The sequence below is a fragment of the Variovorax sp. R-27 genome (genome assembly GCF_049913215.1).
Taxonomy (GTDB): domain Bacteria; phylum Pseudomonadota; class Gammaproteobacteria; order Burkholderiales; family Burkholderiaceae_C; genus Variovorax.
This window is the reverse complement of record NZ_CP183984.1, coordinates 4160526-4181645: the sequence shown is the minus strand read 5'-3', so window position 1 is coordinate 4181645 and position 21120 is coordinate 4160526. Positions and strand designations below refer to the sequence as shown.

Sequence of the window (21120 nt, the reverse complement as noted above, 5' to 3'; positions counted from 1 at the left end):
CTGATGCAGCATTTTCGATTTTCATTGTCGGCGCTTTCCTTGGGCGTCGCGCTCGCCCTTGGTGCGCAGGCGCACGCCGAAACCATCAAGAAGCCCCAACTCGATCAGCTCGCCGCCGCGTGGCAGGCCGGCAAGCCGGCCGCCGACTTCAACGCCTTCCTTGCGCAGGCTGCAAAGAGCCAGCCCGCGTTGCAGAGCAGCGTGAATGCCTACCGCAGCAAGAAGGCCTCGCTGGCCGGCGACGACCTCGTCAACATCGCGCGCCTGCTCGGCCTCTACAACCGCCTGAAGAACCAGCAGGCCGTGATTGCGAGCATCGGCACCATGGTCGCGATTCCGACGGTGCGCAACGTGCAGGTGCCGCCCCATGAAAGCGCGTCGATCATCGAGTTCGGCCAGCTGGTGCAGAAGATGGCGACCGACTTCGGGCTTGCCTACCGCAACGTCGACAACCGCATCTTCGAAGTCAGCCTCAAGGGCAAAGGCGGCGAGGAGTTCGGCATCCTCACGCATTCCGACGTGGTGCCTGCGGTGCTGTCCGAATGGGTGCTCGACGATGGCACGCGGCTCGACCCCTTCAAGATGACCCGCATCGGCGACTTTCTCTACGGCCGCGGCACCATCGACGACAAGGGCTCAATCGCCGCAGTGCTCTACGCGATGAAGGCCGTGAAGGAAAGCGGCCTGCCCATCGAGCGCAGCATCCGCCTGATGATCGAGACCACCGAGGAAACCGGTGGCGACGCGATGCAGTACTACCGCACCAAAACGCAGCTGCCGGCCTACAACATCGTGCTCGACAGCAAGTACCCGGCCGTGGTGGCAGAGAAGGGCTCGGGCGCGCTGAAGGTGTTGTTCCCGGCAGAGCAGGCGGATGGTGCATCGACCGCGATCACGGCCATGAGCGGCGCCGCATCGGCCAACGCGATTTCGCAGACGGCGATGGCCACGCTCAAGGGCGGCGATCTTGCGGCCGCGCTCGCAAAGCTCGAAGCAGCAAAGCCGGCCTTCCTGCAGAAATACGAAGGGCAGGGCGGCAAGTTCGCCATCGACATTGCGCGTGGCGCTGACAGCATCGAGCTGAAAGTGACAGGCGTTTCGGCCCATGGTTCGCGGCCGGAGGAAGGCGTGAACCCGCTGCCGCGCCTCGCGCTGTTCCTGCAGGAGTCCGGCGTGCCATTGGCCGCCAACCACTATCTGAAGGCCGTGAAGTACATCGACGCGCTCTACGGTACCGGCTACCTCGGCGAGAAGATGGGACTGGGCTACGCCGACGACTTCATGGGCCCGCTGACCTTCTCGCCCAACCTCGTGCGCATGGGCAGCGACGGCAGGCTCGAAGTCACGGTCAATGCGCGCATGCCGCGCGGACGCACGCCCGACGAGCTGAAGGCGCAGGTCACGTCGAAGATCGATGCGTGGGCGAGCGCGAACAACGTGAAGCTCGAGGTCGCATACGACCAGGGCAACTGGATGGCGCGCGACCCCAAGGGCGCGTGGCTCTCGACCCTGTTGAACATCTACGGCGACACCACCGGCCTCGAGGCCAAGCCGGTGCCCACGGCTGGCAGCACCACCGCGAAGCTGATGCCCAACGCCATCAACTTCGGCCCCGCGATGCCCGGCAAGAAGTACACGGCGCACAACGCCAAGGAGTACAAGGAAGTGCCCGACCTTGACGCCGACATGCAGATGTTCACCGAGATGCTGGTGCGCATCGGCAACCTGCAGCAGATGCAGTAACGCACGCGGTTGGCGAACTTAAAGCCGCGCTTTCTCCCTCGTGCGCAACGTTTCTTCGTAGTGCGCAGAGACCTGTCGCAGCGCGTGGCTCGGGTATCGTCGAAGGCTTCCATTTTTGTGAAAAGGGAGTCACGCACATGCTGCAATTTCGCTTCTCGTTGCCAGCCCTCACCATGGGCTTGATGGCAGTTGGCCTCACCGCACCGGCCTTCTCGGAGACGCTCAAGAAACCCGCGCTCGACCAGTTGGCCGCGACCTGGCAAGGCGGCAAGCCCGCCTCCAGCTTCAACGCTTTCCTGGCCCAGGCCGAGAAGGCCAACCCCGAGCTGAAGCCCGCCGTGGCCGCCTATCGCAAGAAGGCACCGCTGGCCGGCGACGACCTCACCAACATCGCGCGCCTGCTGGGCCTGTACAACCGCCTGCACAACCAGAAGGCCGTGATCGCGAGCCTCGGTGCCATGGTGGCGCTGCCGACTGCGCGCAACGTGCAGATCCCGCCGCACGAGAACCCGACGATCATCGACTTCGGCAAGCTGGTCGAGAAGATGGCGCGCGACTTCGGGCTTGCTTACCGCAACGTCGACAACCGCATCTTCGAAGTCAGCCTCAAGGGCAAGGGCACTGAAGAGTTCGGCATCCTCACGCATTCCGACGTGGTGCCCGCGGTGCTTTCAGAATGGGTGCTCGACGACGGCACGCGGCTCGACCCGTTCACCATGGTGCGCGTGGGCGATCGCCTCTACGGCCGCGGCACCATCGACGACAAGGGCTCCATCGCGGCCGTGCTCTATGCAATGAAGACGGTGAAGGAAAGCGGCCTGCCGATCCAGCGCACCATGCGCCTGATGATCGAGACCACCGAGGAAACCGGTGGCGACGCCATGGAGTACTACCGCGGCAAGGTGCCGCTGCCGGCCTACAACATCGTGCTCGACAGCGGCTACCCCGCGGTCGTGGCCGAGAAGGGCGCGGGCTCGCTGAGTGTGTTCTTCCCTGCGGAGAAAACCGATGGCGCAGTCACCGCGATCACGGACATGGGCGCAGCCGCCGCGGTCAACGCGATCTCGCAGACCGCCACCGCCACGCTCAAGGGTGGCGACCTCGCTGCGGTGCTCGCAAAGCTCGAAGCCGCGAAACCGGCCTTCCTGCAGAAGTACGAGCCGCAGGGCGGCAAGTTTGCGATTGCCATCACGCGTGACGGGGACAGCATCGCCATCAAGGTCACCGGCACCTCGGCCCATGGCTCGGAGCCCCAGAACGGCGTGAATCCGCTGCCGCGGCTGGGCCTGTTCCTGCTGGAGTCCGGCGTCGCGCTGGCCGACAACCAGTTCCTCAAGGCGGTGAAATACGTCGATGCGCTCTACGGCACCGGCTACCTCGGCGAGAAGATCGGCCTGGGCTACAGGGACGACTTCATGGGGCCACTGACTTTCTCTCCCAACCTGATCCGCACCGGTGCCGACGGCCGGGTGGTAGTGGCGGTCAACACGCGCATGCCGCGCGGCCGCACGCCCGAAGAACTCAAGGCCCAAGTCACCGCGAAGATCAATGACTGGGCTGCGGCGAACAAGGCCACAGTCGAGATCAAGTACGACCAGGGCAACTGGATGGCGCGCGACCCTTCTGGCCAGTGGCTGACGACGCTGCTCAACATCTACGGCGACACCACCGGCCTCGAGGCCAAGCCCGTATCCGCGGCCGGCGCCACCACGGCCAAGCAGATGCCCAATGCGATCAGCTTCGGCCCCGGCATGCCCGGCAAGAAGTACACCGGGCACAACGCCAAGGAATACAAGGAAGTGCCCGACCTCGACGCCGACCTGCAGATGTTCACCGAGATGCTGGTGCGCATCGGCAACCTGCAGCAGATGCAGTAGCTCAGCGCAGGCCGCGCGCCTGCAGCACCGCCTTGAGCCGGCGCACCTCGTGCTGCAGGTCGAGGATCAGCGCGGCAGCGTCGAGCCCCACGCCGAAGTCGCGCTCCAGCCGGCGCGCTTCGAGCGCGTGCTGCAGGTCGGCGCTGGAGAACTGCCAGCGCTCGGGTTGGGTCTCGGTCGTCTCGATCCGCAGGATGCCGACCTCGACCAGTTGCACGACCCAGGCGGTGTCGGCGCCAACGGCGTGCGCCAGTTCACTCGCCGCGAGCGGCTGCGAGGCGCTGACGGCGGTGGCGGTTGTGACAGTGAAATTCACCATGCTCAGACTCCCAGATGCTGGCGTGGGTGGAACGATGCCGTGGCTTGCGCCAGCTGTTCGTAGGCTTTGCGCGCATCGTCGCTGTCGGCGGGCGGCAGCGCAATGTCGAGCAGCAGGTACAGGTCGCCGGGCGTCTTGCCTGCGAAGCCACGGCCCTTGAGCCGCAGCTTCAGGCCGTTGCGCGCGTTGCGCGGCACGGTCACTTCGACCACGCCGCCGGTGGGCGTTGGCACCTGCACCTGCGCACCCAGCGCGGCTTCGGTGGGCGTGATGGGCAGCGTCATGTACAGGTCGCGCTCTTCCACGCGGTACAGCTTGTGCGGCGCGATGCGCACTTCGAGGTACAGGTCCCCGGGCGGCTCGCCGCCGTGGCCGGGCATGCCTTGCCCCGCGAGGCGGATGAACTGGCCCGGGTGCACGCCCGGCGGGATCTTCACGCTGAGCGTGCGGTTCTCCCACTGCGGGTGGCCCTGTGCGTCGACGGTCTGCGCGCGCAGCGTGATCTCGCGCTCGGCGCCGTTGAGCGCGTCTTCGAGCGTGATCTCGATGGCCGCATGATGGTCCTCGCCGCGCGCGCGGAAGTTCTGCCGCGCGGCGCCGCGGCGTTCGGCCTCGCCGAACAGCGACGAGAAGAATTCGCTGAAGTCGGCGTGGTCGGCCGGGCCCTGGCGCGGGCCGCGGTGAAACTCGAAGCCTTCGTCCCAGCCTGGCGGCGGCTGGAAGTCGCCCTCGGGATGGCCTCCGCGCGCGACACGATCGGCCAGCGCGTCGTAGGCAGCGCGCTTTTCCTTGTCGCCAAGCACGTCCTTGGCCTCGTTGATGTCGCGCATGCGCTTCTCGGCGTCGGGCTCGGTGCTGACGTCGGGGTGGTACTTGCGGGCGAGCTTGCGGTAGGCCTTGCGCACTTCGTCGTCGGACGCGGTGCGGTCGATGCCCAGTGCGCTGTAGTAGTCCTTGAATTCCATGGTGTGTGGCGGTTCGTTGGGTGGACGGCAACAAGGCCCGAGGAGTGGGGGGAGGCTAGGCCAGGGCTGCGTCGCCGTCGGCTTGCCGCAGCAGCGGCGTCACGGCCCATGTGGGGCCGCGGCGCTCGAAACGCAAGGGCTGCGCATTGCCGAGCAGGCCGACGTCGACCGGCACGCCCAGCAGGGCGGCCAGCGCGTAGAGCGTGCCGCCATGTGCCACCACCAGCACCGGGGCGGGCAGCCGCAGGGCCGTGTCGAGCGCGTCGCGCGTGCGTGCGACGAACTGCGTGAGCGTTTCGCCGCCCTCCGGCTCGCAGGCCCAGTCGATGTTGGCGGACGAGGTACCGATCAGCGCGCCGAAGTTGCGCTCGCGCAGCGCGGCCTGTGCGGCCGGCATGAGCTTTAGCGTCGTGGCCACGGTGTACGCGGTGTCGTGCGCGCGCCGCGCGTCGCTGCACACGACGGTGCTGATCGGCTCGCCGGCCAGCAGCCCCGCGGCGCGCGCGGCCTGCTGCAGACCAAGCTCGCTCAGGGGCTCGTCCACCGCCTGGAAGATGCGCAGCGCATTGCGGCCGGTCTGCCCGTGGCGCAGGAAGTAGAAGTGATCGCAGGCTGGCGACAGCGGCTGCGCCTCGGCGATGCGGATCAGTTCGCCGAGCCCGCTCGGGGCGGTGTGGGAAGGGGCGGTTTGCTGTGACATGGATGGGCGGTGTCAGTACGCGAGCTGCAGCGGTGTGCCTTCGCGCTGTGCCCGCACGTCGGCGGGGTGGAACGGCAGCGGGTGCCACTGCTTGGCCGCGAACAGCGGCAACTGGTCGTAGGCGCGCGGCGAAGCCGGGTCGCTGCTCTGGCCGTAGGTCAGCAGGCCTTGAGCAACCGGGCCGTTGGCGTCGAAGGTCACGACTTGCATGTAGCTGCTGCCGTAGTTGACGTTGTAGCCCTTCGGGTCTATCAGCGACTGGCCCTGCGACTCCAGCTTGTTGAGCACGCCCTCGAACTCGTCGCCGCCGTGCAGCGCGATCTTCTGGCCGCGCACCAGGCGCGACTGCGGCACGCCCAGCGGCACGTCGGCCGCGAAGCCGGCGGTGCGCAGGATGCCGACCGCGTCGCCCAGCGCCTTGAACACGGCTTCGCGCGTGGCCGGCGTGGCCATGTCGAGCCCGGCGGGCGTCGCCACTGGCTGCGCGGGATCGAACGGCACGCGCCAGACCTTGGGCACGTCCTTCGTCTTGCGCCAGAACTCGCGGAACAGCGGTGCGCCCTTCGAGTCGGCATTGCTGGTGCGGTCCCAGGCGGTGAGCACGCGGCAGCCGAGCGCCTGATCGGTGGTGAGCGTGTTGCCGGCGGCGCTGCAGGCGGCCTGCAGGTCGGCCATCACCAGCATGCCTGCGAGATTCCTGTCGCGGAAGATCACGCTGCGCAGCTCGGCCGCGCCCATGCGGTTTCCGGGCAGGCCGTCGCCGCCCGAGAGCCGGCCGCGGATTTCCATGATCGCGCTGCGCGTGCGCAGCCGTTGCGGCACGCCGATCGGGCCCACCAAGGGCGACACACCCGCCATCGGCGCGGTTTCGGGGTTGCTGAGCCAGAAGCTGTCGTTGCTGTTCTGCACGTAGTCCGGTGTGATGAGCACCGGCATGCGCGCCGGCGCGATGATGCCGGGCGCTGCGGCCGCGCTGTCGCGGTTCCATGCGCAGGCGCTGCGCGAGCCGTCGAGCACCGGCAGCCCGGCCGCGTTGAGCAGGGCGGCGGCGGCGGGCGAGGGCGCGCAACTCTTCAGCATGTCGGCCGATACGTCGGGCACCACCGACAGGTCGGCGTACATCGCGTTGCCGTCGCGGTCGGCCGCGATGGTGTTGATCCACGGCATGCCCTGGTTGCCCATGGCGGCGCGCAGTTCGGTCACGTTGCGGGCCAGCGCCATCTTCATCCAGCTCTCGGCCGAGCGCACGTTGAGCGTGTTGGCGTCGCGGATGGCGTAGGCCTTCTGCGCGGTCCAGCCCAGGCCGGCGCGCGGCAGCGAGATCACGGGGCCCCAGTCGGTCGAATAGAAGGTGTGCTGCACCGGCGGCGTGCCGCCGCCCGTTGCCGCGGTGGGCAGTGCTACGGTGCGCGCAACCATCTTCTTCGGCTGGCCGTCGACCAGGTACACCGTCGGGTCATTGGGGTCGAGCTTCAGCTCGTACAGCGTGAAGCGCTTGCCGGTCGACACGGTGTGCGTCCAGGCCACGTCCTTGTTGAAGCCGATGGCCACCACCGGGCTCAGGCCGCCGGTGGCGCCCATCACGTCGAGCTTGCCGGGGATGGTGAGGTGCATTTCCCAGAAACGGTTGGTGCCGGTCCACGGAAAGTGCGGGTTGCCGAGCAGCAGGCCCTTGCCGTCCGGCGTGGCATTGCGCCCGAAGGCCCAGCCGTTGGAGCCGAGCTCGCCGCCCTCGGGGTTGGCGTTGAAGCTGTGGCGGCCGATTTCGGCCACGGCTTCCTTCAGGTCCACCGGCGCGGCGCTGGTCTTGGCGCCGGGGGCGGGCGGCACCGCGGCCAGCACTGCGCCGGCCAGCGCGCCCAGGCCGCCCTGGATCATCGACATCTCGGTGGCGCGCGACAGGTCGCCAGTCGTCATCGGCCGCACCCAGGGCTTGCCGCGGCAGGCTTCGGGCAACCCGTTGGGGCCGGCGTCTTGCAGGTAGCGGTTGTAGCCGGCCACGTAGCCGCGCAGCGCGGCCTGCACGTCGGGGCTCGTGGTAGCGCCTGCACGCGCCAGCGCGGCGTCGTCCATGTGATAGCGGATGAACAGGTCGATCTGCGCATTCGGCGCGCGGCCCAGGCCCAGGTCGCCGGTGTTCTGCGCGCCCAGGAACTGCGAGCGCTCGCCGCGCAGCGTGAGCAGGTGCTCGGCCGTCTGGCAGACGTTGTCCTGCGCATGCGCATAGGCGCTGCCGTACGCCAGGCCTTCGTAGTCCGGCGCGGTGATGTGCGGGATGCCGAAGGTAGTGCGCTCGATGGTCACGCTGCGCCCGCCGGGCGGCGGCGTGCTCGCGCAGGCGGCGAGCAGGGCGACCAGGCCCACGGAAAGGGCCGTGAGCGAAAACCGGGAAGGCGTGGCGTTCTTCGATGTCATGCGGGCGTCTCTCTTATTGGAAGGAACAAGGAAGCCGATTAAAGGACGTACCTTTGCCGCGCGTTGTCACCAGCGCGGCATGCCGCGCAGAGTTCAGCCGAACTTCATGCCCTTGGGCCGGGCCTGCAGCCGGTCGATGTAGGCGTCGAGAGTGGGCCGGTTCAGGACGCCGCCGAAGGCGCGGTGCCAGATGAGCATCGCGCCGATCATCACGTCGGCCGCGGTGAATTGCGCGCCGAACAGGTAGGGCCCGTAGCGCAGTTCGCGCTCGACCGCGTCCTTGGCCGCTTCGAAATTGGTCCAGCCGCGCGCGCTGTTGTTGCTGCGGATCTTCAAGATGGCGTCGCCCATCGCGGGCTCCAGCTGCGCGGTCGAATAGACCATCAGCGACAGGTAGCGGCCCCGGTCTGGTGTGCCGACGGGGGGCGCGAGCCGCTTGCCGGGAAACTTCTCGGCCACGTACATGCAGATGGCGGCGTTCTCGAAGACGCGCGCCTGGCCGTCGACCAGCGCCGGCAGCTTGCCCGCAGGGTTGATCTTCAGGAACTCAGGCTTCTTGTGCGCCTTGTCCTTGAGCAGGGTGGTCACGATCTCGTAGTCGGCGCCGGCTTCGTCGAGCATCCACTTGGCGATGTGCGAGCGGCTGTGCGGGTCGAAATACAGCTTCATGGTCATCGGCGTGTCTCCTTCGTCTTGAGTGAGCGGTCAGAACTTCGGGATTCGCAGCGTCTTGCTGATCATGAGCGTGCCCGACAGGGCGAACAGCAGCGTGAGCGGATGCAACTGCCACGGCCCGATGACCCAGGCGCCGCCCCACAAGGCGCTGCCGATGTGGCCCTGCCAGGCCGCGTATGCCAGCACGCCCACCAGCACCACGCTGGTCGGGATGGGGGTGCCCTCGAAGTACTTCACCTTGTCGGAGCCGGCCGACAGTGCCTCGGCCGTCACGTTGAAGCGCGCAAGCCGGCTCACGCCGCAGCCCACGAAATAGATCAGGATCACGCAGTCCCAGCCGCCGTTCAGTCCGGCCGCGAAGCCGAGCGCGGCGGGCGCCATGCCGAAGGAGATGATGTCGGCCAGCGAGTCGAGCTCGCGACCGAGGGCGGATTGCGTCTGGCGCCAGCGTGCGATCCGGCCGTCGAGCACGTCGAAGATGAAAGCGGCCGGTGCGAGCGCGGCCGACCACAGGAACTGTGCGAGCGACTGGCTCGCCATGAAGGCCATCGCGAGGAACACCGCGCCCACCCCGCAGGCTGCATTGCCGAGCGTGAAGGCGTCGGCCAGGTGGAATTCCCGGAGCATCGAAAAATGCTTGCGGGTCGGCGCGGGGGAGGGAGTAGTCATGAAAGATGGGTTGGGCAAACGGCGAATGGACCGCACCTTAACCGAAGCGAAACGCGCTTTTTGTCAGCGCATGGCGTCAGACGCCGTGATGCGCTTCGACGATCCGTGCGAAGCGCCCGAGCAGGCCGGCCGCTGCATCGGTCGGGACCACGTGCTCGCGCAGTGCGGCCGGGTCGGTGCCGGCGCGAGCCAGGTCGCCAGCCAGCTGGTCGATGTAGCCGCGCATGACGCCGGCGTCGAACTCGGGGTGAAACTGCACGCCCCAGGCATGCGCGCCCGCGCGGAACGCGTGCACCGGCTCGTGATCGTTGCCGGCCAGCCGCACAGCACCTTCAGGCAGGCGCAGAGCGCTCTGCCAGTGCACAACGTGGGCCGGGAACTGCGCGGGCAGGCCGCGCAGCAACTGGTCGGTAGCGGCGGCATCGTCGAGCGTGACGGTCACGGTGCCGACCTCCGCGCCCTGCGGGTGGTCGCCGGCCTCGCCGCCGAGCGCATGCGCGAGCAACTGGTGGCCGTAGCAGATGCCGAGCACCGGCGTGTCGCGCGCCACGAGCTGCGCGAGCCACGCGGCCGTGGTCTCGCTCCAGGGTTCGCGGTGCGACACCATCGCGTGCGAACCCGTGACGACCGCGCCTGACACTTCGGCCGGGTCGGGCAGGGCGTCGCCGCGGCGCGGATCGACCACCAGCAGGGGCAGCGCGTGCGTGTCGAGCCCGTCGGCAATCCAGTGCTCGAAGTCGCCGCGCTGCGCGCGCAGGGCCTCGAAGGTGTCTCCAAGCTTGACGATGACGAGCGGGTGCGGGCGGTGGTTGTCCATGCCCGCGATCATGCCGCAGGTGCGAAATGCTCTCGCAACGGCTACAGTGGATGACCCGGGGCGGTCCCCGGGTGTTTGACCTGACTGCAACCCTGCCGAAAAATCGACTGATGCGCACCTTGGCTGCCTCCCTCATGATCTTCGCTGCGGCGCTGGGCGCACATGCGGCGGAGGTGGTGCGCTGCACGGACGCCAGCGGGGCCATCTCCTACACCAACGTCGCCTGCCCGGCGGGCAGCAAGCAGTCGCGGCAGGTGCCGATCCTCGAGTCGCCGCCCGCCGAGGCGCGCCGGCCGGACTACACACCGGCGCCGACCCCGACAGCACCGATTGCACCGCCCAACCAGGTGGCGAGCAATCCGCCTTCGGGTCCGGCCATCATCCCGCGCTATCCCGCCGACACGCAGCCCGCGGCCGCCGATCCCCCGGCCGTCGTCATCCTGAGCCCCGACCCGTACTACGACGGCGTGCGCCCCATTCGCCGGCCGCCACCGCATGCGCACGACCCTGGGCCGCCGCCCGGCCAGAGGCCCTGCCAGAACCTCGCAGGCATCAAGCGCGGCAACTGCTGAATGAGTGCAGGAGAAGCCAGGCCCGACAGCCTTCCGTGGACCGTCTACTGCGACGGCAGCGCCATGCCCAACCCGGGGCGCATGGGCATCGGCGCCGTCATCACCGCGCCTGACGGCAAGCGCCACACGCTGTCGCAAGCCACGCATGCCACAGGCTGCAACAACGAGGCCGAACTGCGGGCGCTGACGCTCGCGCTGCAAGACCTGCGCGAGCGGGGTGCGACGGCGGTGCGGGCCTACAGCGACAACAGCATCCTGGTCGAGCAGCTCGGCCCGGCCGGGGCGAAACCGATCGAGCGCCTGGCCGGCCTGTTCGACGATGCCCGCGCCTTGCTCGGCAGCTTCGACGACGTGCGCGTGCAGTGGATTCCGCGCCACCGCAATGGCGAGGCTGACGCGCTGGCGCGGGGCGCCTTGGGCTTCGCGCCCAAGCCGCCTGCAAGGCCCGCGAAGAAGCGGCGATAGGGTCGGGCCCGGGAGCCCCTATCATCACGCGCCATGACAGAAGCCACTCCCCGCCCACCCCTTCCTGACCACCTCTCCATCGATCCGCGCAGCCCGCACCACGTGGCCGCCGCGTTCGAGCACGATATCGGCATCCGTTTCAACGGCAAGGACCGCCTCGACGTCGAGGAATACTGCATCAGCGAAGGCTGGATCAAGGTGCCCGCCGGCAAGACCCTCGACCGCAAGGGCAAGCCGCTGCTGCTCAAGCTCAAGGGCACGGTCGAGGCGTACTACAAGGAAGCGTAAGCGCGCTCAGCGCCACTGCAGCAGCAGCGACCAGGGCTGGCGGCTCATGTGGCGATCGATGCACCCCGGCGCGCCCGGCGTGCATCCCTCGGGCAGGTAGCTCGGGTCCAGCCAGCGCGTGCCCGGCGCAAAGTCGAGCCGGCGCCGCGTGACCGACTGCAGCACGTTGCCGCCCACGGTGTCGAAGCCCGTGGCATCCACAGCCACCACCACGTCGCAATGCATGGGCAGCGGTTCGCCGCCGGTGTCCCGCGCGGCCAGCACTTCACCGATCTTGTCGAAGGTGTCGAACCCGGCGCCCGCGCCGCGTGCCTGGCAGACCAGGTCGCCGACGCGCGGCGGCGTGCGTGTCAGATCGCAGGTGCGCAGGGCGTAGCGCGTGGGGCGGCCCGCAGCCTCCTCGACGCCGGCTTGCCACGCAGCGCCCGCATAGTCGACATGTGCCTCGGAGAACACGAACTCGTCGTCCGCCAGCCCCGCCTGCCGCGCCAGCCAGCTGATGAAGGCCGCGGACCAGGGCGTGTCGATCACCGCGACCCGGCTCAGTGCGGCCTGAATGGCGCGCAGCTCCACTGAATCAAGCCCCTCGTCGGGGCCGACGCCCATGCCCTGCAGGCGCCCGGCCGTCGCCTCGTTCAACGCCTGCATCAGCAGGTGCCGGTCGGCGCCCCGCAGTGCGCCGAAGCGAACGAGCGACGGGAGCTGCGGATCGACGGCCTGCCAGTAGCCCAGCACCCGCTGCCATGGCGCGAGGCCCGGCACCGTGCGACGCGTGTCCTCGGCTTCGGAGTCGCCGGCTTCGGTCATGCGCCCTTCGGCATCCATGGACTGGCCGCCGAAGGCCTCGTGCTCCTGCAGTGCGAAGGTCGCCATTGCGAGTGCGCGCGACGGTGAAGGGGCCTGCGTGGCCGTTTCGAGGCAGCCCGATGCAGCGGAAGCCAGGCCCGGCGCGGATGCGAGCAAGAAGGCTGCGGCGCCCAGGGCAGCCATCGCCCATCGTGAGGCAGGGGGCGCGTCCGGTCGCAGCATGCGATGCGCCTCAGGCCACTATCACCCGCTCGCACGCCTTGCGCAGTGCCGACAGCCCCGGCAGTTCGCGCGCCTTGGCATCGGTGACCACCACGTCGATGTCCGTCGTCCGCGCATAGGTCACGCGGCTGGCCTGGCCGATCTTGGCGTGGTCGGCCAACAGCACCAGCTGCTGCGCCTGCTCGGCCATGGCGCGCGCCACGGTGGCCTCGTGGTGCTCGAAGCTCATCGCGCCGTGCTTGGCGTGCAGCCCCACCGGCGACAGCAGCGCCACGTCGGCGCGGTAGCGGCGGATGGCCTCGACCGTGGTGTCGCCGCAGGTGGCCTGCGCTTTCACGTCGATCTGGCCGCCCAGCAGGATGGTCTGGTTGCCGGTGAGCCGGCCTTCGCCCGCGCCCGCGAACTTGAGCGCGATGTTCAGCGAGTTGGTGATGACCGTCATGCCGCTCAGCGTGCCGATCTCTTCCGCGCAGATCGACATGGTGCTGCCCGCGTCCATGAAGATGGTCTGCCCCGGCCGCAGTAGTGCGATGGCGGCCTTGGCAATGGCGCGCTTTTCGCGCTGGCGCGCCACCAGCCGCACCGCGAGCGGCGGCTCGGGCTCCGCCTTGATGGCAACGGCACCGCCATGCACGCGGCGCAGTTCGCCCAGGCCTTCGAGTTCGAGCAGGTCGCGGCGCACCGTTTCGCGCGACACCGTGAGGTCCTGCATGACGCGCTCGACGCTGAGTCGCGAGAAGGTGGCGAGCAGGCTGCGGATGCGCAGGAATCGTTCTTCTTGGAGCATGGAATGCCGGCGTAAAAAAGAAAAAGGGGCGGCGTCAGTGTGACAGCCGCCCCGGTTGCACGTGAACAGGCACAGGGGCCGTGCAATTGTGCCGGCCAATATCCCGATGCAGGTGCGTTGGCCCCGTCCGTTGTCAGAGATCGGCGAGGCCCATGGCCGGATCGCTCACCGAGTGCTTGCCGGTTTCGACGCGGCCGGCAAAGCGGCGATAGAAGGCCGGATCGGCATCGCAGGTAACGGCGAAGTCGTACCACTGGCCGCTGCTGGCCAGTACCCACAGTTGCTCGGCCTTGCCGCCGCCACTCACCGTGGCGTTCCACGGGCCGTCGTCGCGGTAGGCCTTGGCGCGCACTGTGAACTTGCAGGCGCCACCACCGCCGTTGAGCATTTCCAGGTACACGTTGCCGTTTGCAATGTCGTAGCACACCTGCACTTCGGGGTTGGGTGCGCCACCGGCGCGAAGCCGGTTGAGGTCGCCCTTGAAGTGGCGGTGATAGCCGTTTGGCCCGAGCACCCAGAGGTCGTAGAAGCCGCTGTTGTCGGTCGTGGGGTTCCACGTGTCGTCGAGCGTCTTGCCGGGCTCGACCATGTAACGGCGCGGCAGGCGGTCGAGGTTGAGCTTGTCGTACACATGGAACACGGCCGCGGCCTTGCCGCTGTTCTTGAAGATCAGCCGCATCTGGCCCTTGATGACATCGGCGCGCGCGCTCGTGTGCAGCTCGTATGGCAGGGCGCGCGAGGGGCGTGTGCCGGTGGCCTGGCGCGGCAGTTGCGGGTCGAGCGGCAACGCCACTTGCGCCAGGGCCTGCTGGTCGGCACGCAGCTTGTCGGCGTCAGCCTTGGTCGTGCGTCCCGTCAAGGTGGGCAGCGCTTCCGTGTTGGGCGTGGCGAAGTTGAATGCGCTGGTGAGGTCGCCGCACACTGCGCGGCGGAATGGCGAGATGTTGGGCTCCTTCACGCCGAAGCGTGCCTCGATGAAGCGGATCACCGAGGTGTGGTCGAAGGCCTGCGAATTGACCCAGCCGCCGCGGCTCCATGGCGAGACGATATACATCGGCACGCGCACGCCGGGGCCGTACACACGGCCGTCAGGTGCGGGCTGGCCGCTGGTGCCCGGCGGCTTTGGATGCGTGAAGCGCTCCACGGCGAGGTCGGCCTCGGGCAGCGTGGTCTTGCCGGCCATGGAGCCGTCGGGGTTGAGCGAGGGCGCGGCCGGCGAGGGGTAGTGGTCGAAGTAGCCGTCGTTCTCGTCGAAGTTGATGAGCAGCACGGTCTTGCTCCACACGTCCGGCACGGCGGTGAGCGCGTCCAGCGTTTCCTGGATGTACCAGCCGCCCTGCACCGGGCTCGAGGGGCCGGGGTGCTCGGAGTAGGCCGCGGGCGCAACGATCCACGACACCTTCGGCAGCTTGCCGTTCTTGATGTCCTGGCGGAACTGCTCGAGGAAGCCGCCGTCGGGCATGGTGTTGGCAATGCCCTTGTAGAGCGGGTTGCCGGCGTCGTCGCTGGCCGGGTCGTAGGCGGGCGACGGGCCGTCGTTGCTCACCGGCTTGCCCGAATCCTCGTTGGCCTTGCGGTACTGCTTGAAGCCGGCCAACGGGTTGTCGGTGAAGTTGTCCGGCAGGCTCTGGTAGATGATCCAGCTGACCTTGGCTTCCTGCAGCCGCTCGGGGTAGGTCTTCCACTCGTAGCCGGTGGTGGACGGGCCGATGTCGTCCCATTCGTTGTTGACGGTGGCCACGTTGGCGCCCGTGGGGCCGTTGGTGCCGGTCCAGTGGAACATGCGGTTCGAGTTGGTGCCCGTATGCATGCTGCAGTGGTAGTCGTCACACAGCGTGAAGGCATTGGCCAGCGCGAACTGGAACGTTACTTCGGCCTCCTTGAAGTAGCCCATCGACGCATTGGTCTTGTAGCGCGGCCATTGGTATGCGCGCCCGCCGTCCCAGGCGTTCTGGCCGTCGCTCCAGGAGTGGGGGGTGCCGCTCACGCGTTGCGCGTTGCCTTTGCGGCTGTCGAGGTGGTAGGGCAGGATGGGTTTGCCGCTGGCATCGCTTTGCTGCCACACGTTCAAGCCCTTTGGCAGCGGAATGGTGAAGCGGTCGCCGAAGCCCCGCACACCCATCAGCGTGCCGAAGTATTGGTCGAACGAACGGTTCTCCTGCATCAGGATCACGATGTGCTCGACGTCCTGGATGGTGCCGGTCTTGTTGTTGGCCGGAATGGCGAGCGCGCGGCGGATGCTCGGCGGAAAGGCTGTCAGCGCGAGGGCGGCGGCGCCGGTCGTGGCCGTGCCGGTGAGGAATTTGCGACGTGAGTTCGTCATGGGCTTGTTGTTTTGGTTGGACATGGTTCGGCGGGGCTCAGGGTGCGCAGCTCTTCACGGGGGCAACGCCGGTGTCGGGTTGCGTGGGCGTGGTGGGGGGTGTCGGTGTGCCGCCGACGAAGCCGCCGCCACCTCCGCTGCCGCCGCAGGCGGAAAGGGCGCAGGCCAGAACGAGCGCGGGCACGAGGCGCGCGCAAAGAAGGGTTTGAACTTGCATGGTTTGATCCTCTGGAATCGTTGTTGTCTTCAGGCTCGGGGGTGATCGGGGTCAGGGCAGCGTCGACAGCGGCGTGCCCGACTTGAAGATGCTGGTCAGCTCGTCGTTCGTGAGCGAGCGGTTCCAGATCGCGAAGTCGTCGAAGTCCATGGCGCCGCGCGGCGAAGAGGTTTCGCGCTGGTAGTAGAGGCCGGTGCCGTCCTCGTTCAGGCCCAGGCCGTTGCCCAGGCCGCCGAGCTTGTCGACCAGCGCGCTGGTGATGGCGGTGCTGTTGGTCTGGATGCCCCTGACGGGGTCCATCACGTAGCCCTTCATCGTGAGTGCGGCCTTGTCGATCACCACCGCCACGTAGGCCCACTGGCCAGCGCTCAGGCTGTAGCCGTTGCTGTCGGCGCGTGCGCTGCCCGTGCCTACGTTGAAGCGGATCTCGCAGCTGCCGAACAGCCCGATGGCCAGGCCCGCGTTGCCGCCGGTGGTGTAGTTCTTGTTGCCGATCACCGTGCCGCCGTTGCTCACGCCCTGGCTGCAGGTGTTGTCGGTGCGCATCCAGAAGCCGATGGTGAAGGCCGTGACCGCCGGGTTGGTGGTTACGTCGCTGTTCTGCACGAGGCGATAGCCGGCCGTGCCGCTGGCGTTCTTCACGGTGCTGTCGACGCGCAGTGCCTTGGCTTTGTTAGGTGCCGGGAAGCCGTCGTCGACCAGCGTGCCGCCATTGGCGTCGGCAGCCCAAGGGGCGAGTGTGGAGGCACTCTTCGCATCGACTGCAGGCAGGGCGTTGAGCGGGTAGTAGTTGACCAGCCCGTTCACCAGCGTGGGAGCGAGCGTCACCGGCGGTTCCGGCGGTACCGGCTTGACGTAGGCGATCTGCGCGGTGAGCGCCACGGTGACCTCGTTGGCGACGACCGCGTACTGGAAGGTGTACAGCCCGTCGCTCTCGGCGACGACGGGGTCGACGTAGGCAGTCGAGCCGGCGGGCAGCGTAGCCACCAGCTTGCCGTCGCGCAGCACTTGCACTGGCGCGGTCGTGGTGCCGGCGAGCGTCCACGACAGCTCGATGCTGCGCTTGTCCGCACCCGTCTTCGCCGAGAGGCCGCGCAGCGACGTGGCCGCCTGCAGGGCCTGGCCGTTGAAGCGGTAGTCGGCGGCCGCGGGCAGCGCGCCGAGGTGACGCAACACGGTCGGCGCGATGTCGGTGGCGGCCGAAAGCGCGAGCAGGCTTGCGTCAGCAGGAGCGGCCGTGCCGACGCCGGCTTGCGCCGCGAGCGTTTTGTTGCTCGCGATGAAGATGGTCTTGTTGTCGTTGTCCTGCAGGCCGGTTGCACCGCCGAAGGTGTCGAGGCCGTGGCTGGTCGTGAGGATCACGAGCCAGTCTTCCTTCGGATCGTTGGTGGTGCGCTGCGCGATGCGCGCCAGCAACTGGCCCACGCCGGCGGCGGTGTCGGCGATCGCGCGCTGGTACGCGTCGCTCTTCAGGCCGCTGCTTGCCGCCGCGCCTGGTGCGCCGTACTGCGCGACCAGCAGGTCGTAGCCCGTGTCGATGAGTTGCGCGGTGCGGTCGGTGACGCAGGTGTCGGCGCCGGCGCCGGCGCAGTCGATTGCGCTGTCGAGCGTGCCGGTTTCGTTCGACAGCAGCAGCGGATAGAGCGTGCTTGTGGTGACAGAAGCTGTCTTGTAGGCGGCCGTCTTGTTCTGCCTGACGAGCGCGAAGACCGAGGGCGCGAGTTTGACGTCGATGCGCTGGTCGTTCGTGTCCCAGCGCACGCCGTGGCGCTGTGCCCATGTGCCGGTCAGCAGCGTGGCCCAGCCCGGGCCGTCGGTGGTGCGCTGTTCGCTCAGCGTGCCGTTGGCGCCGCCGGTCCATGCCGGTGCAACGCGCAGCGACTGCAATGCCGGCACCTTGTTCTGTGCCATGGCGTCGCGAAGCGCCGCATGCGTGAGGCCGTCGATCTCGACGACGAGTGCCTTGGGCCCGCTCTTGCCCTGGTTGACTGTCGGCGCCGGGTTGCTTCCGCTACCAGGCGACTGTGTGCCGATGGGTGAGAAGCCGTTGCCGCTACCTCCACCGCAAGCGGTGAGAAGCAGCAGGGCGCACATGCTTGTTCCTGCCCATGCGCGGCGCGTGTTCATTCCTCTGATCATGTTTTCCCTCGAAGTTCTGAGACGCATATCCCGCGGCTGCGCCGAAGGAGCGTGGGTGTCTTTCTGTTCTTGTGCAAATAAAGTTATTTACAACAAAACACACAAATACTCTTAATGCCTCAGATGCTGCGGTCCTCAGGTGACAACGGTTTGACAATCCCCGCGAACGCCAACGCCCAAAAGAAACGGGGCCCGAAGGCCCCGCGTGAGAGAAATGAAAGGAGGAACGTGCTGCTTCAGTCAGCGAATCTGCGCTTCGTAGTCCTTCTCGAGCGCCGCGTGGTTCGTCCAGAAGCCCTGTGGCTTGCGTCCCGCCAGCACCTCGATGAGCACATCGACGTGCGCATGCCACCCGCCCGCCACGCTGACCATGTCCTTGCGGCTTGCCAGCCGGCGATGCGTGAGCACGAGCTGCGTGGTGTTGCCCTGCGGCGTGAGCTCGAAGGTGACTTCCGACGGCGCCGGGCCTTCGTCCCAGCTGATCGTCAGCAGCGTCGGTGCTTCCATGCGCACCAGTCGCGACTTCTGCACGATGGGCTGGCGGCAATCGGCGTAGCGGTCGGGAGCCACTTCGCCAGTGAGTTCGGTGTGGTTGAAGCGCAGGTCGAACATTTCGCCCGGTTTCTGCGCCATGGTGCCGCCGGCAAGCCAGGCGGCGCGTTTGTCGGGGTCGGTCAGGTAGGCCCACACGCGCTCGATGGGGGCGGGCAGGGTGCGCTCCATGCGCAGGGTGCCGGGGTCGACCTGCTGGCCGAGGCTGTGCTTGATCGTCATGGGTATGTGCTCCTTGTGAATGAAGAAGGGGGAGATCACTTGCGCGATTTCTCTTCGCGCCGCAGCTCCTGTTCCAGTGTGTCGAGACGGTTGTTCCAGAAGCCTTCGTAGTAGCGCAGCCAGGCATCTGCCGTGGCCAGTGCGGCAGGCTCCAGCCGGCAGACGTGCGCGCGGCCCTGCACGGTGCGTGATACCAGGCCTGCGCGCTCCAGCGTCTTCACGTGCTTGGACGCCCCCGCGAAGGACATGCGAAACGGCGCACCGAGTTCGCCCACGCTGCATTCGCCATGGGACAGCAACTGCAGCATGGTGCGGCGCGTGCTGTCGGCCAGGGCGTGGAATACGGCGTCGAGCCGTTCGTCTGCGAGTTCTAGTTCAACCATGAGGTTGAATATAGGCATTTCCAGATCAATGTTCAACTATATGGTTGAATAAACCTTGCCGTTACAGCGGATACACCCGGGACGCGCAACGCCGTCCGGAGGCTGGATCGACGAGGGCGCCGCTCCTAGGATTCGCTTCGTACCATCCACTCGACCAAAGAAAGAGAAAACGAAATGAACCCTCTAGTTCAGCGCCGAAGCCTGCTGCTTGCCGCCTCCGTCCTGCCGCTCGCCAGCGCATGCACTGCGTGGTCTGGTACGGCATCGCAGTCTTCGGCCGAAGCGCAGCTCGCCGCGCTCGAAAGTGCCTCGGGCGGCCGCCTGGGCGTGGTCGGCTTCCACACCGGCAGCGGCGCGCGCATCCAGCACCGCCCGCACGAACGCTTTCCGCTGTGCAGCACCTTCAAGCTGATGCTGGCCGCGGCCGTGCTCGAACGCAGCACCAAGGACAGCGGCCTGCTGTCGAGGAACATCAGCTACGGCAAGAGCGACCTGGTCGCCTATTCGCCGATCACCGAGAAGCACGTTGCCACCGGCATGACCGTGGCCGCGATGTGCGCCGCCACCGTTCAGTACAGCGACAACGCGGCCGCCAACCTGCTGCTGAAGGTGCTGGGTGGCCCGCCCGCCGTTACCGCCTTTGCGCGCGGCATCGGCGACCAGGCCTTCAGGCTCGACCGTACCGAGCCCGAGCTCAACACCAGCATTCCCGGCGACCCGCGCGACACCACCACGCCCGCGGCCATGGCCGACAGCGTGCAGCGGCTGGCGCTGGGTGATGCGCTGGGCACTGTGCAGCGCGACCAGCTGCAGACCTGGCTGCTGGGCAACACCACGAGCACAGAGCGCTTTCTGGCGGGCGTGCCGGCCGGCTGGAAGGTGGGGGACAAGACCGGATCGGGCTCGTATGGCTCCACGAACGACGTCGGCGTGCTGTGGCCGCCGGCCGGTGCACCGATCGTGCTGTCGGTCTACCTGACCTTTCCGCAGAAGGATGCGAAGGGGCGCAACGATGTCATTGCGTCGGCGACGCGCATTGCGGTGGCCGCGCTGGCAGGCTGATCAGCGAAGGTCGAACAGCGCGGCGGCGTTGCCCCAGGCGATGCGTTGCGCTACGTCGGCCGGCAGATCGCCGAGCCAGGTGCGGTAGCCGCGCATCGTCTCGTCGTAGGCGCTCCAGCGCTGGTTGACCCAGGTGTCGGAGCCGACCATGAAGCGCCCCGGGTACTTGAGGATCAACGCACGCCATTCGGGGCACAGCCTGCCGCCTTCGCAGGTCAGCCCCGGGCGGTACGAGAGTTCGCCCATCAGCAGCGGATAGCGCTCCAGCAGCGCCTGCACCCGTTCGACCGGTGGGCCGCCGATGCCGGTGTGGGCCCAGATCAAGCGCAGGGCCTGCCCCTTCGAAGGCGCGTTTGCCATCAGCAGGTCAATTGCCACGTCGTCGACGTGTGCGAGCACTGCGAGCTTGCGCTGCTCAGCCAGCGCTATCAGCTTCTTCGCCACGGGGCCGTTGGCATCGGCGCTGTCGTACAGGTGGAATTCCCCGAGCCCGCGATAGGGTCCGCTCGCAGTGCCGCGCGCAAGCTCGGTCTGCACCATCTCGTAGATGGTCTCGTCGCGGAACCAGTTGGTGTAGTCGTCGCGGTTGCGGTACAGGCGCACGAAGGGCACGACCGCCACGCCCGCGGCACGTGTCTCGCGCGCTGCGGCCAGGGTCTGCGTGCCAGCGTTGGGGCGCGAATTGGCAATGATCGCCTTGACGTTGTTGCGCTGTATGCGCGCGAGCGCCTCGGCGGGCGGGTAAGGGCCGGTGTTGCCGTCCCAGGCTTCCTGGTTGTAGTGCAGGTGCGTGTCGAACAGCGGGCCTGCGTAAGCCGGGGCCTGTCCGTAGGCGCTGGGCGCGATGGTCGTGCAGGCGGCCACAAGCACGGCGGCGATTGGCGCGATGGTTTTCATGCGG

At 67.8% G+C, this 21120-nt stretch carries 21 protein-coding genes; 6 read left to right on the top strand and 15 right to left on the bottom strand.

Going from position 1 to position 21120, the window contains the following annotated elements:
* Positions 1-3: 3 nt before the first annotated feature.
* Together ACN9MV_RS19595 and ACN9MV_RS19590 are read left to right on the top strand one after the other, a co-directional pair.
* Positions 4-1743 carry a dipeptidase gene (locus tag ACN9MV_RS19595; protein WP_097198918.1) on the top strand — a complete coding sequence of 580 codons (1740 nt, stop codon included), beginning with the start codon at positions 4-6 and terminating at the stop codon, positions 1741-1743.
* A 137-nt stretch (positions 1744-1880) separates the two neighbouring features.
* Positions 1881-3620, top strand: a complete 1740-nt coding sequence (locus ACN9MV_RS19590; RefSeq protein WP_426389078.1) for a dipeptidase — start codon at positions 1881-1883, stop codon at positions 3618-3620.
* 1 nt (position 3621) lies between these two features.
* Here the strand turns inward: ACN9MV_RS19590 and ACN9MV_RS19585 are convergent, their stop codons facing one another.
* From ACN9MV_RS19585 to ACN9MV_RS19555, 7 genes are all read right to left on the bottom strand, one after another.
* Positions 3622-3939 carry a chaperone modulator CbpM gene (locus tag ACN9MV_RS19585; protein WP_093055675.1) on the bottom strand — a complete coding sequence of 106 codons (318 nt, stop codon included), beginning with the start codon at positions 3937-3939 and terminating at the stop codon, positions 3622-3624.
* 2 nt (positions 3940-3941) lie between these two features.
* Positions 3942-4904 (bottom strand): DnaJ C-terminal domain-containing protein, encoded by a 963-nt coding sequence (locus ACN9MV_RS19580; RefSeq protein WP_093055677.1) that lies wholly within the window; start codon positions 4902-4904, stop codon positions 3942-3944.
* A gap of 55 nt (positions 4905-4959) precedes the next feature.
* Entirely contained in the window at positions 4960-5604 is a 645-nt protein-coding gene (locus ACN9MV_RS19575; RefSeq protein WP_426389077.1) for a histidine phosphatase family protein, read from the bottom strand.
* Between the two features lie 12 nt (positions 5605-5616).
* Positions 5617-8019, bottom strand: coding sequence for an acylase (locus ACN9MV_RS19570; RefSeq protein WP_426389076.1), 2403 nt, complete (start codon positions 8017-8019; stop codon positions 5617-5619).
* 93 nt (positions 8020-8112) lie between these two features.
* Positions 8113-8694: a glutathione S-transferase family protein gene (locus ACN9MV_RS19565; RefSeq protein ID WP_426389075.1), complete on the bottom strand. Its 582-nt coding sequence runs from the start codon at positions 8692-8694 to the stop codon at positions 8113-8115.
* Between the two features lie 30 nt (positions 8695-8724).
* On the bottom strand, positions 8725-9363 hold the full coding sequence (locus ACN9MV_RS19560; RefSeq protein WP_093055684.1) for a CDP-alcohol phosphatidyltransferase family protein: 639 nt from the start codon (positions 9361-9363) through the stop codon (positions 8725-8727).
* Between the two features lie 76 nt (positions 9364-9439).
* Positions 9440-10180: a glutamine amidotransferase gene (locus ACN9MV_RS19555; protein WP_426389074.1), complete on the bottom strand. Its 741-nt coding sequence runs from the start codon at positions 10178-10180 to the stop codon at positions 9440-9442.
* A gap of 119 nt (positions 10181-10299) precedes the next feature.
* Here ACN9MV_RS19555 and ACN9MV_RS19550 point away from each other — a divergent pair, with 119 nt between their 5' ends.
* From ACN9MV_RS19550 to ACN9MV_RS19540, 3 genes are read left to right on the top strand one after another with little or no spacing between them, the layout of a single operon-like run.
* Positions 10300-10752 (top strand): hypothetical protein, encoded by a 453-nt coding sequence (locus ACN9MV_RS19550; protein ID WP_143047748.1) that lies wholly within the window; start codon positions 10300-10302, stop codon positions 10750-10752.
* A complete protein-coding gene (locus ACN9MV_RS19545) occupies positions 10753-11217 on the top strand; it encodes a ribonuclease HI family protein (RefSeq protein WP_426389073.1) in 465 nt (154 codons plus the stop codon).
* A gap of 33 nt (positions 11218-11250) precedes the next feature.
* Complete coding sequence (locus tag ACN9MV_RS19540; protein WP_093055689.1) at positions 11251-11505, top strand: DUF3297 family protein; 255 nt, start codon at positions 11251-11253, stop codon at positions 11503-11505.
* Positions 11506-11511: 6 nt separating this feature from the next.
* Here the strand turns inward: ACN9MV_RS19540 and ACN9MV_RS19535 are convergent, their stop codons facing one another.
* The 7 genes from ACN9MV_RS19535 to ACN9MV_RS19505 form a co-directional block, all read right to left on the bottom strand.
* Positions 11512-12495, bottom strand: a complete 984-nt coding sequence (locus tag ACN9MV_RS19535) for a DUF2272 domain-containing protein (RefSeq protein ID WP_426389072.1) — start codon at positions 12493-12495, stop codon at positions 11512-11514.
* A gap of 49 nt (positions 12496-12544) precedes the next feature.
* Positions 12545-13321, bottom strand: a complete 777-nt coding sequence (locus tag ACN9MV_RS19530) for a DeoR/GlpR family DNA-binding transcription regulator (RefSeq protein WP_093176178.1) — start codon at positions 13319-13321, stop codon at positions 12545-12547.
* A 133-nt stretch (positions 13322-13454) separates the two neighbouring features.
* Positions 13455-15644 carry a phosphocholine-specific phospholipase C gene (locus tag ACN9MV_RS19525; RefSeq protein WP_426389071.1) on the bottom strand — a complete coding sequence of 730 codons (2190 nt, stop codon included), beginning with the start codon at positions 15642-15644 and terminating at the stop codon, positions 13455-13457.
* A gap of 37 nt (positions 15645-15681) precedes the next feature.
* Positions 15682-15861, bottom strand: coding sequence for a hypothetical protein (locus tag ACN9MV_RS19520; RefSeq protein ID WP_093055695.1), 180 nt, complete (start codon positions 15859-15861; stop codon positions 15682-15684).
* A 51-nt stretch (positions 15862-15912) separates the two neighbouring features.
* Entirely contained in the window at positions 15913-17955 is a 2043-nt protein-coding gene (locus ACN9MV_RS19515; RefSeq protein WP_426389069.1) for a LamG-like jellyroll fold domain-containing protein, read from the bottom strand.
* A gap of 285 nt (positions 17956-18240) precedes the next feature.
* A complete protein-coding gene (locus ACN9MV_RS19510) occupies positions 18241-18774 on the bottom strand; it encodes an SRPBCC family protein (RefSeq protein WP_426389068.1) in 534 nt (177 codons plus the stop codon).
* A gap of 35 nt (positions 18775-18809) precedes the next feature.
* Positions 18810-19157 carry an ArsR/SmtB family transcription factor gene (locus tag ACN9MV_RS19505; RefSeq protein WP_426389066.1) on the bottom strand — a complete coding sequence of 116 codons (348 nt, stop codon included), beginning with the start codon at positions 19155-19157 and terminating at the stop codon, positions 18810-18812.
* Positions 19158-19331: 174 nt separating this feature from the next.
* Here ACN9MV_RS19505 and bla point away from each other — a divergent pair, with 174 nt between their 5' ends.
* The gene (gene bla / locus ACN9MV_RS19500; RefSeq protein WP_426389064.1) at positions 19332-20219 is read left to right on the top strand and encodes a class A beta-lactamase; all 888 of its coding nucleotides are present in this window, start codon (positions 19332-19334) and stop codon (positions 20217-20219) included.
* Here the strand turns inward: bla and ACN9MV_RS19495 are convergent, their stop codons facing one another.
* Positions 20220-21116, bottom strand: a complete 897-nt coding sequence (locus tag ACN9MV_RS19495; protein WP_426389063.1) for an amidohydrolase family protein — start codon at positions 21114-21116, stop codon at positions 20220-20222.
* Positions 21117-21120: the final 4 nt, after the last annotated feature.